The organism is Bacillus sp. FSL H8-0545, assembly GCF_038006105.1.
Taxonomy (GTDB): domain Bacteria; phylum Bacillota; class Bacilli; order Bacillales; family Bacillaceae_G; genus Bacillus_A; species Bacillus_A cereus_U.
Window position 1 is genome coordinate 3372772 of record NZ_JBBOUO010000001.1, and the last position, 8976, is coordinate 3381747.

Sequence of the window (8976 nt, forward strand, 5' to 3'; positions counted from 1 at the left end):
GCCCCCGCAGGGATTTCTCCTTATATTCATTAATTGTTCACTGAGTCTTCATCCTGAACAAAATTCAAGGTTTATTATTACCCCAATTTCCAACTTGTTTAAAAAAATAAAAGCTAGGCTAAATCAACTCTGATTCTCGTTTTTCAATACGAATTACTTTTTTATTCTTGTATATCAAGGACTGCTCACCATGACCACTTATCGGCGGCTCTATTTGACGAACTTGTCCATCTTTCACGATATAAACCATATTTTCAGCTAAAGAAATTTCCGCTCTCATTTCTGCAATATCTTCTTTAATAATCGCCACATTCACCACTCCCATGATATAATTACTTTGTCGAAAGTAGTCGGGAGTATTCTCGGCTTTTTTATTTGCTTATAAATACTGCACAACATTCTCCGGAACAAACGATTGTTCCAAGGATAGATGAAGCCGTATTGGAATCGGCTCTTTGCTATCCCTTGCTCGCTTACATATCTCTTCAGCTTCTTCCCAATCAAACTGTTTATCCTCCACTCGCTTATAACGCCAAATCCCAATTGTGTAATCCTCAAATAATTCGTAACGATCATCTGGCGCTGTCGTTGGTTTTAATTCGTCAATCGCCTTTGCTTGGCGTGGTATTTGTACAACAACGTCAGCAAAACGTAGTTTAGAATTTAACCGATGAACATGAGCCTTCTTAGGATCAAATGACACAACTCGTTCAACATCAAAAATTGTTAGCTGCTTTGTCATCGCTTGTTCCCTCCAATACCTGCAAGCTTGCAATTAAGATTCCTTCAAGCTGCGTTAATGTTAGTTGATCTAATGTTTGCCCATTAATTTCCGATAGTCCTAATCCCAATAATTTACGAATGATTGCTAGTTTTCTACGCTCTACTTCCTGACGTAACAACATGATTAGGCCTCCTGTTGGTGACTGAACTTCCGCTCTAAATTTACAAACTTACTAAACTCTTTAATGAATGCTAGTTCAACAACACCAACTGGACCGTTTCTCTGTTTCGCTAAAATGATTTCTGTTATGTTTTTATTTTCCGTTTCACGGTCGTAATAATCTTCACGATATAAGAATGCAATCAAGTCCGCATCTTGCTCAATTTGACCATTTTCACGTAAGTCTGAGAGTAACGGCCTTTTATCTTGTCTACTTTCAACAGCACGGCTTAACTGTGATAATGCAACCACACATACATTTAGCTCTCTTGCCATAAGTTTTAGCTTACGACTAATCTCACCAATCTCTTGCATACGATTTCCTTTGTGCTTTGGGTCACCTACAATAAGCTGCAAGTAATCAATTGCGACTAACACCTTTTTGTCTGGGTATTTGCGCTTTAGTTTCCTAGTCTTTGCGTAAATCTCTTGCATCGTTACATTGGCTTTATCGTATATTTCTAGTGGTAAATCATTTATCAAGCCCATAGCCTGACTAATCTTTTCCCAATCCTTTAAATTACATAGCTTTTTAGGGTTTTTTAATTTCGTAGCATCTATATTTCCAGTACTTGAGATCATACGCTTAAGTAACTGTTCTTCTCCCATCTCTAGCGAAAAGACTCCTGTTGCTGTATGAGCACTCGCTGCATGGAAAGCAATGTTTAATACAAATGCTGTTTTCCCCATCGAAGGACGGGCACCGACAATAATTAAATCGCCTTCTTGTAGTCCTGCTGTCATTCTGTTTAAGTCGTCATAACCAGTTGGTATACCGGTTAGATCTCCTACATCAATTTGCATGTTCTTATACAGATCAACTAGGGTTTCCTTTAGATTAAATTCATCTGAATAACCTGTTTCTTCAATAGCGCTTAGTTCATCAATCGATGTACTAATAGCATTTATATCTCTTTCATGCTGAAGATGATTATATAAGTTGCCAGCAACCTCTTGAGCATGTCGCATCTTCCAAGCTTCAATCACTAAACCTTCATGATACGAGAAGTTTTTAGTTGTTGTTACAACTTCTGTCAGGTTTACAAAGAATTCAATTCCACCAATTTGATTCATAAAGCTTTCATCGAATTTTCCCATGAGAGCGACAAGATCTATTGGAACCTCAGCATCTTCTAACTCTCTCATCGCTTTAAAAATCGCTTGATGTGTCGGATTAGAGAACTGCTTTGGCTTTAGTTGGCAATCTTTAATTAAATCACCTTCTTGAATAATACTACCTAAAACACTTTGTTCAGCTTCTGCGTTACGAATCATATCGTTACTCATTGAACCATCCATCCATTCTGTTGATTAAGTTTTGCAAGTTCTTCATCCGTTGGAATGTTTTGTTCCCATGATTGTTGCTGCTGTATTACGTTTTTAGTAGATTCCGATAAGCCTTTTTGTTGATAAGGTATTTGTGTCGGCTGTTGCACTTTTGTTAATCGTTGAGCGCGAAATGCTTTATCAGCCACCTCCACATCTGCTATCGTTTTAAAACCTTTAAGATGCCAATCTCGTAAAATCGTATTTACGTAAGACATGTTTCTCGTATTTTTCTCTAAAGCAATCTCCATAGCTTTTACAACTAGCTCTGCATTTAAATCATCTATCCAAGCGTGAATACCATCTGCGATAAAAGGTGTAATGAATCCGAAATTCTGCTCGTAAAAAGAAATTGGATTAACCTCAACGACTTCTTCAGCGCCTGCGCGTTTTTCTTGTTGTTGTTCTTCTTCTTTTTCTTCTTCTTCTTCCTTGCTAGGGTCTTGGAAGCCCCTTATAAGCCCCTCCAAACGTGCCGATAAATACTCCTTAATTCTTGGAATCTTAAATTCTTGTTGTACTTCTAATTCCAAGCAAGTTTCATAGAAATCAACTAAAAAATCCTGGTCCTTCACAGATTGAATTTCTTTTAATACACACTTTTCAATGTTCACATTTTTAATCGGATTGAATTTTAACCAGTTGATTAAGAACAACTCTTTTGTTTTTTTGTTGTAATTAATTTTCCCGTACTCTGCAAAGCGTTCTAATAGCTTCATAACAGTTTCGCGGTTGTACCCTGTATCAGTTTCAATGATACGAAGTGGAAGCTCATAGATTCCTGATTGAGATGTTTTACTGTTTGTCATCAAATATAAGTAGAAATACTTTTCCTCCGGTGTAAGATCTAAAACAAATGAATCCTGCCAAAATGAAACATGTACTGGTCTATAAACTGCCATATTATTCATCCTCCCGTTTACATATCGCAAATCCGTCCTCTACACGTAATAAGCGATAATTCTTGTATCCTATTTTGAGATATTGGTTTACTAAGTAAATTAGGTGTTGCTCTGAGGTTGCTTGCTGAAATACCTTAGGGTTCAGCAACACTCTATGTAATGATTTGTCTAAAAGCATGCAACACACTCCGTTGTTATACGAATGCTAATTTGATATAATTAATTCAAATATTTTTTCCAAAGCTATTTATCTATCACTCTGCCAAGTGGTAGATTTTTTATTTTCTACGTGTTACTAAAGAGGCATTAACTCCTCTTGCTCTTAAATCTTTAATCACTACACGATAACTCATCGATGCCTCATGTTCTTCTTTTGTATCACGAAGCATTTTAAATTCTTTCATACATCGTTCCAGTTCTTCTTCCCAATGATTTGATTCTTCGGCTGATTTTGCATAAAACATGTTATGAATACATGCAACCATACAGTTATGAAGTTTATTCGCAAATGAAAAGTCTCCTGGGAGAACTAGATCATGAAGACGATCGTATTTATGTGTCATGAATTACATCTCCTTTCTATTTGAGTTGATGCTGTACGCATCGTTACAACCAGAAAGGTGCATTGTAGGGGATGGAGGAACAATCCCTTTCTGGTTGTAACGACAAGCACAGTAGCTTGTCCAAATAATGAATAAAATGTTATAATTATTTTGTAAAATATATTGCCAGCTACTGTTCTCAGGCGGTAGCTTTTTCTTTTGCCCATTTATGTTTTAAAATGAATGATGCTTCAATAATTTTGATTCGAATCTTCACTAACTTCTTCTCTTGCTTTAATTCAACTAATTTTGAATCCTCACCAAGTATTTTCGCTATTTTAATTTCATCAGTTAGTTTTGCATCATAGCGAATTAGTTCCTTATATTCTCTTAAACTTGGTTTCTTATAATCTACCGTCATTTTTCTTCCTCCTTTACAGCACTTTTGTTAAAGTCATTAAGCTATCCACCGATTGAATAATAACGTTCTCCGCCATAGCCTTTTGCAACCAACTTCTTTGTATTTGTTCCATAATGCCAAAATGAACTTGCTCAAGAGCTTGTACTACACATTGAGTAGCTTGGATTGTATCGAAGATTTCTTTTGCATGAACTGCGTATTCATGTTTCTTTTTTTCATCAAGCTTCCATGACCTTGTTGCAACTTGTAAGTTCATGATTTCCTTTGCTGCCACAATCCCCTCTTCAGCTTGTTTAATGTAGTTCATCAATTGTAGATTTACATCTTGAGTTAAACGTGGATCTGTAGGTGGTAAACCAACACCATAAATATGTTTGATTGCTTGTTGATTTAACTTTGCTCCTGTTGCATGACACCAATCCATCGCAAGCTCAAATTCTGGTTTAGAAAGTCCAGATTCAATACGAGTTAAGCGTTCATGTGTAATGCCAAGGTACTTAGATAGTCCTTTCTTCGTTTTCAGCTGAACATTATCACAACACTCTCTAGCATTCTGTAATAATTCCCCTATTGCTGAATTGCAGTATATGCTTGTTCCCATATCTGTTCGCCTCCATATTTAGTTTTCAAATGGTTACAATGAATTTAGTACATATGTAACTTGTCTATTTTTCATGTAAAAAGAGAGGAACTATTCCTCAATGTTTTCTTTCACTTGCATTTCTTTGATGATGGCCCAACCAGCCTTGTAATATGCTTGAAGGAGTTTATCAATATCCTTTTGCGATTTTGGCTCAGGAGCCACAACATGGACTTTCGTTTTTCCAAATTCATAAGTCGCTGCATATTCTTCTTGTTGGCTCATGGTGTCACCTCTTGAAGTGCTTTTTATATGTTTATGCGACGAATCTGTTGGTACTGCCATGTTAGTTGCTGTCATTTTTCCACCCACTTCCCAACTATAAAGTATAAGATTCTTGTACTATCATGCATCAAATTAAATCTTTGACATCACACCCAAGAATGGCAGCCAATCTTATAGCTTTTTCAAGATTTGGATTACTATAACCATTTTCCCAATTACTTATTGTAGATTTTGTAACTTGCATTCTACCTGCAAGTTCTTGTTGCGTTAACTTACTTTTTTTCCTAGCTCTAATTAACTTAATATTTTTGTTCACTTTCTCGCCCCTTGTATAAGTAATTTGTACTTTAATTATAAGTATAAGATTCTTGTACGTCAATGCATTTGTACAATATTCTTGTACAAAGTTTAATATTTCATTTGTATAAGGTACAATATCTTTGTACTTTTTATTAACGGGAGGTGCTAAAAATGTTGAAACAAAGATTAAAAGAAACACGTAAAACACGTCAACTTACTCAACAAGAATTAGCGAATAAAGTAAATACCACTAAGGGCACCATTAGTAACTATGAGAACGGACATAGCACTCCCTCAAACGAAATGCTAAAAGATTTAGCTAATGTTTTAGGAGTAACAACAGATTATTTATTAGGAAGAGAAGATGAATCAAGAGTATCCAATACACTTCCTGACTTAACAAAAAAAGATAGTCGTGATATTGCACGTGACTTAGAAAAAACATTAAAGGATTTAGAAAACAGTGATGAAGCGTTAATGTTTGACGGAGAACCAATAGACGACCATACAAAAGAAATGATTCGTATTTCTCTGGAGAACTCAATGCGCATGGCAAAACAATTAGCAAAACAAAAATTCACTCCAAACAAGTATAAAAAAGATTGAACGGAGCGAGAAATGGAAATTAAAGAATACGCACTCAAAATCGCAGAAAAACATGAAACAACAAATCCATTTGAAATTGCTAGACGAAAAAATATTATAGTGTTGTTTGAAGACCTTGGGAATACTCTTGGTTTTTACAACACATACAAACGCTTTAAATTCATTCATATTAATAATCAAATCGACGAAACCACTCAACGTTTTGTGTGCGCTCATGAACTTGGACATGCTCTATTACACCCAAAAGCAAATACTCCATTTTTAAGAAATAAAACTCTATACTCTGTAGATCGATTAGAAATTGAAGCAAATACATTTGCAGTCGAACTTCTATTATCTGATGAAATGATTTCTGAATATCAGAATACTAATCTATCAATTCAAGAAATAGCAGAAATTCATGGCGTTCCAAGGGATTTTGCTCGTTTAAAAAATTTGTTACTGTACAATAATCATTTACGTTGAAATTATTACTTAATTGATGCGATAGTTATTAAGTACAGCTATATCAAGTCATTTATACAAGCAATTGCTAGATTTATACCGTAACTCTAAATCAAAAACTTAAGGAGTTGTGAAATTACTATGGATAAATTTATTGGACCAATTATTACTTTACTAATTGCCCTGATAACTAATGCTATTGCATTCTATCAATTTCGCATTAAATTTAAAACTTTTAACGAATTTGACAAATTGTTCCTGAATAAATCTGAACAAAAAAAACTTACTGATTTTCAATTCCTTTCCGATTGGTTTCTATTGTTTTTTGCAATGTATTTAATGCCATTAATTGCATTCTGTCAATTTGAAAAACCATCCCATAATTGGAGTTTATACCTAGGGACGTTTGGGCTGCTATTTATGATGATTTCTATATGCTGTTTCGTACCCGTTTTTATTTACGCTTTTCAAAAAGACTTGCCGGTACAAAAATATTCTAAAGCCCGCAAATGGGGATTGGCGAATATGATATTAAGTTTAATTTGGTTCTATCCTATTTCCTATTTAGTGGTTACTAGTAAGAGTTGGCTTGCAATGCCTGCTATAATTTTATTTGCTCTTTTGTATAGTTTATTTTTAAACTTAGTTGCAAATCAAACAAAAAAGAAACCTTCTACTACAGAATATCTAGTAGATATTCTCACTGAAGAAGAATTAAAACAAACTCCATTAATCCACGCTTATATTATCGATGATAAAAAATCAGTTTTATATCATGGTGGGGACCTCTCTAGAAAAACTTTTTATGTTTGCGATTTTTCTTCAAAAATATATTTAAAGTATACTCCATTTCAAGAACTCGATATAAACACAAATGAATTGAGAACAGAGAACGTTTCCCAGTGATTCAAAAACAACTTATACACAATAATTAACATAAAAATAAAAGGTGCGCCTCCCTTAAGAGGCCTTTCTTTTATTAATTATCATATTTATTTCTTCACAATGTTTGTTTTTCATATAATACATATTATTGAGGAGGTACTACTATGAAAACCGCAATCTACCTAAGAAAATCCCGTGCCGATCTCGAAGCCGAAGCACGTGGCGAAGGCGAAACTTTAGCCAAGCACCGCTCTACCCTGTTGAAAATTGCCAAGGAAATGAACTTAAATATTTTAGCTGTCCGTGAGGAAATTGTTTCTGGTGAGAGCCTAGTGAAACGCCCTGAAATGTTGGCGCTACTTGAAGAAATTGAAGATAACAAATATGATGCTGTTCTTTGCATGGATATGGACCGTTTAGGTCGTGGTGGTATGAAAGAGCAAGGAATCATTTTAGAGACGTTTAAACGCTCGAATACGAAGATTATGACACCACGGAAGACTTATGACCTTAATGATGAGTGGGATGAAGAATACAGCGAATTTGAAGCGTTTATGGCACGTAAGGAATTAAAGATTATTACACGCCGTATGCAACGCGGCCGTATCGCAAGTGTAGAGGCTGGTAATTACCTCGGCACACATGCACCATTCGGGTATGATATACATCGTTTAAATAAGCGCGAACGTACGTTAACGATTAATTCAGAAGAAGCTTCTGTCGTAAGAATGATATTTGATTGGTATGCAAGCGAGGATATGGGTGCGAGTGCAATTAGAAGCAAGTTAAATGATCTTGGCTACAAAAGTAAGCTAGGTAATGAATGGAATCCTTATAGCATCTTAGATATATTAAAGAACAATGTGTACATCGGAAAAGTAACGTGGCAAAAACGAAAAGAAGTAAAACGTCCTGACGCTGTAAAAAGAAGTTGCGCACGTCAAGATAAATCAGATTGGATTATTGCTGCTGGCAAACATGAGCCAATCATACCGGAAAGTTTGTTTGAGCAAGTACAAGAAAAATTAAACTCAAGATATCACGTTCCTTACAATACGAACGGAATTAAAAATCCTCTAGCTGGCATTATTAAATGTAGTAAATGTGGTTATAGTATGGTCCAACGTTATCCGAAAAACCGAAAGGAAACTATGGATTGTAAACACCGTGGCTGCGAAAACAAATCCAGCTATACTGAATTAATTGAGAAGCGTTTACTCGAGGCATTAAAAGAATGGTATATCAATTATAAAGCTGATTTTGAAAAACATAAGCAAGGTGACAAATTAAAAGAAACACAAGTTATTCAAATGAATGAAGCTGCATTACGAAAGCTTGAGAAAGAATTAGTGGATGTCCAAAAACAAAAAAATAATTTACACGATTTATTAGAGCGTGGCGTTTATACCGTAGATATGTTTTTAGAACGTTCAAAAGTTATTTCCGACCGTATCAATGAAATTACTTCCACGATGGAAAACTTAAAGAAAGAAATTAAAACAGAAATTAAGAAGGAAAAAGTGAAGAAAGATACAATACCTCAAGTAGAGCATGTTCTTGATCTGTACTTTAAAACAGATGATCCAAAAATGAAAAACAGCCTCCTAAAGTCGATTTTAGAAAAGGCTGTTTATAAGAAAGAAAAGTGGCAAAGGCTCGATGATTTCGAACTTGTGCTTTATCCTAAGCTCCCTCAAGATGGCGACATATAAGCGTTCGCGCTTTGTCGTCACCTTGTTGGT

General features: G+C 35.2%; 14 protein-coding genes. 4 read left to right on the plus strand and 10 right to left on the minus strand.

What is annotated here, in order from left to right; genetic code table 11:
* Positions 1-118 precede the first annotated feature (118 nt).
* From MHI07_RS17590 to MHI07_RS17635, 10 genes are all read right to left on the minus strand, one after another.
* Positions 119-310, minus strand: a complete 192-nt coding sequence (locus MHI07_RS17590) for a DUF3954 domain-containing protein (RefSeq protein WP_002192662.1) — start codon at positions 308-310, stop codon at positions 119-121.
* 69 nt (positions 311-379) lie between these two features.
* Positions 380-742 carry a hypothetical protein gene (locus tag MHI07_RS17595; RefSeq protein ID WP_002192661.1) on the minus strand — a complete coding sequence of 121 codons (363 nt, stop codon included), beginning with the start codon at positions 740-742 and terminating at the stop codon, positions 380-382.
* Entirely contained in the window at positions 717-905 is a 189-nt protein-coding gene (locus tag MHI07_RS17600) for a hypothetical protein (protein ID WP_002128777.1), read from the minus strand. Before MHI07_RS17600 ends, MHI07_RS17595 begins: the two co-directional genes overlap by 26 nt.
* 2 nt (positions 906-907) lie before the next feature.
* Positions 908-2230, minus strand: coding sequence for a replicative DNA helicase (gene dnaB, locus MHI07_RS17605; protein ID WP_340825458.1), 1323 nt, complete (start codon positions 2228-2230; stop codon positions 908-910).
* Positions 2227-3171 carry a DnaD domain-containing protein gene (locus MHI07_RS17610; protein ID WP_340825459.1) on the minus strand — a complete coding sequence of 315 codons (945 nt, stop codon included), beginning with the start codon at positions 3169-3171 and terminating at the stop codon, positions 2227-2229. The genes dnaB and MHI07_RS17610 overlap by 4 nt, the downstream gene beginning before the upstream one ends.
* A gap of 278 nt (positions 3172-3449) precedes the next feature.
* The gene (locus MHI07_RS17615) at positions 3450-3734 is read right to left on the minus strand and encodes a hypothetical protein (protein WP_002088134.1); all 285 of its coding nucleotides are present in this window, start codon (positions 3732-3734) and stop codon (positions 3450-3452) included.
* 178 nt (positions 3735-3912) lie between these two features.
* Positions 3913-4134 (minus strand): RNA polymerase subunit sigma, encoded by a 222-nt coding sequence (locus tag MHI07_RS17620; protein WP_340825461.1) that lies wholly within the window; start codon positions 4132-4134, stop codon positions 3913-3915.
* A gap of 13 nt (positions 4135-4147) precedes the next feature.
* A complete protein-coding gene (locus tag MHI07_RS17625) occupies positions 4148-4735 on the minus strand; it encodes a sporulation sigma factor-processing peptidase (RefSeq protein WP_113735520.1) in 588 nt (195 codons plus the stop codon).
* Between the two features lie 90 nt (positions 4736-4825).
* Positions 4826-5074 carry a hypothetical protein gene (locus MHI07_RS17630; RefSeq protein ID WP_144559582.1) on the minus strand — a complete coding sequence of 83 codons (249 nt, stop codon included), beginning with the start codon at positions 5072-5074 and terminating at the stop codon, positions 4826-4828.
* Positions 5075-5126: 52 nt separating this feature from the next.
* Positions 5127-5315, minus strand: a complete 189-nt coding sequence (locus MHI07_RS17635) for a helix-turn-helix transcriptional regulator (protein WP_016105994.1) — start codon at positions 5313-5315, stop codon at positions 5127-5129.
* Positions 5316-5470: 155 nt separating this feature from the next.
* Here MHI07_RS17635 and MHI07_RS17640 point away from each other — a divergent pair, with 155 nt between their 5' ends.
* The 4 genes from MHI07_RS17640 to MHI07_RS17655 all read left to right on the plus strand — a co-directional run bounded on the left by MHI07_RS17640 (position 5471) and on the right by MHI07_RS17655 (position 8946).
* Positions 5471-5905, plus strand: a complete 435-nt coding sequence (locus tag MHI07_RS17640; RefSeq protein ID WP_340825467.1) for a helix-turn-helix domain-containing protein — start codon at positions 5471-5473, stop codon at positions 5903-5905.
* A 12-nt stretch (positions 5906-5917) separates the two neighbouring features.
* Complete coding sequence (locus MHI07_RS17645) at positions 5918-6370, plus strand: ImmA/IrrE family metallo-endopeptidase (protein ID WP_105586459.1); 453 nt, start codon at positions 5918-5920, stop codon at positions 6368-6370.
* Positions 6371-6490: 120 nt separating this feature from the next.
* Positions 6491-7255: a hypothetical protein gene (locus MHI07_RS17650; protein WP_340825468.1), complete on the plus strand. Its 765-nt coding sequence runs from the start codon at positions 6491-6493 to the stop codon at positions 7253-7255.
* 143 nt (positions 7256-7398) lie between these two features.
* Positions 7399-8946, plus strand: a complete 1548-nt coding sequence (locus MHI07_RS17655) for a recombinase family protein (protein WP_340825470.1) — start codon at positions 7399-7401, stop codon at positions 8944-8946.
* Positions 8947-8976 lie beyond the last annotated feature (30 nt).

Excerpts from the sequence above, each read along its gene's own strand:
- MHI07_RS17655 (WP_340825470.1), top strand. The coding sequence starts at position 7,399 with ATGAAAACCGCAATCTACCTAAGAAAATCCCGTGCCGATCTCGAAGCC.
- MHI07_RS17610 (WP_340825459.1), bottom strand. The coding sequence starts at position 3,171 with ATGGCAGTTTATAGACCAGTACATGTTTCATTTTGGCAGGATTCATTT.
- MHI07_RS17595 (WP_002192661.1), bottom strand. The coding sequence starts at position 742 with ATGACAAAGCAGCTAACAATTTTTGATGTTGAACGAGTTGTGTCATTT.
- MHI07_RS17620 (WP_340825461.1), bottom strand. The coding sequence starts at position 4,134 with ATGACGGTAGATTATAAGAAACCAAGTTTAAGAGAATATAAGGAACTA.
- MHI07_RS17630 (WP_144559582.1), bottom strand. The coding sequence starts at position 5,074 with ATGACAGCAACTAACATGGCAGTACCAACAGATTCGTCGCATAAACAT.
- MHI07_RS17600 (WP_002128777.1), bottom strand. The coding sequence starts at position 905 with ATGTTGTTACGTCAGGAAGTAGAGCGTAGAAAACTAGCAATCATTCGT.
- MHI07_RS17650 (WP_340825468.1), top strand. The coding sequence starts at position 6,491 with ATGGATAAATTTATTGGACCAATTATTACTTTACTAATTGCCCTGATA.
- MHI07_RS17645 (WP_105586459.1), top strand. The coding sequence starts at position 5,918 with ATGGAAATTAAAGAATACGCACTCAAAATCGCAGAAAAACATGAAACA.
- MHI07_RS17615 (WP_002088134.1), bottom strand. The coding sequence starts at position 3,734 with ATGACACATAAATACGATCGTCTTCATGATCTAGTTCTCCCAGGAGAC.
- dnaB (WP_340825458.1), bottom strand. The coding sequence starts at position 2,230 with ATGAGTAACGATATGATTCGTAACGCAGAAGCTGAACAAAGTGTTTTA.
- MHI07_RS17625 (WP_113735520.1), bottom strand. The coding sequence starts at position 4,735 with ATGGGAACAAGCATATACTGCAATTCAGCAATAGGGGAATTATTACAG.
- MHI07_RS17640 (WP_340825467.1), top strand. The coding sequence starts at position 5,471 with ATGTTGAAACAAAGATTAAAAGAAACACGTAAAACACGTCAACTTACT.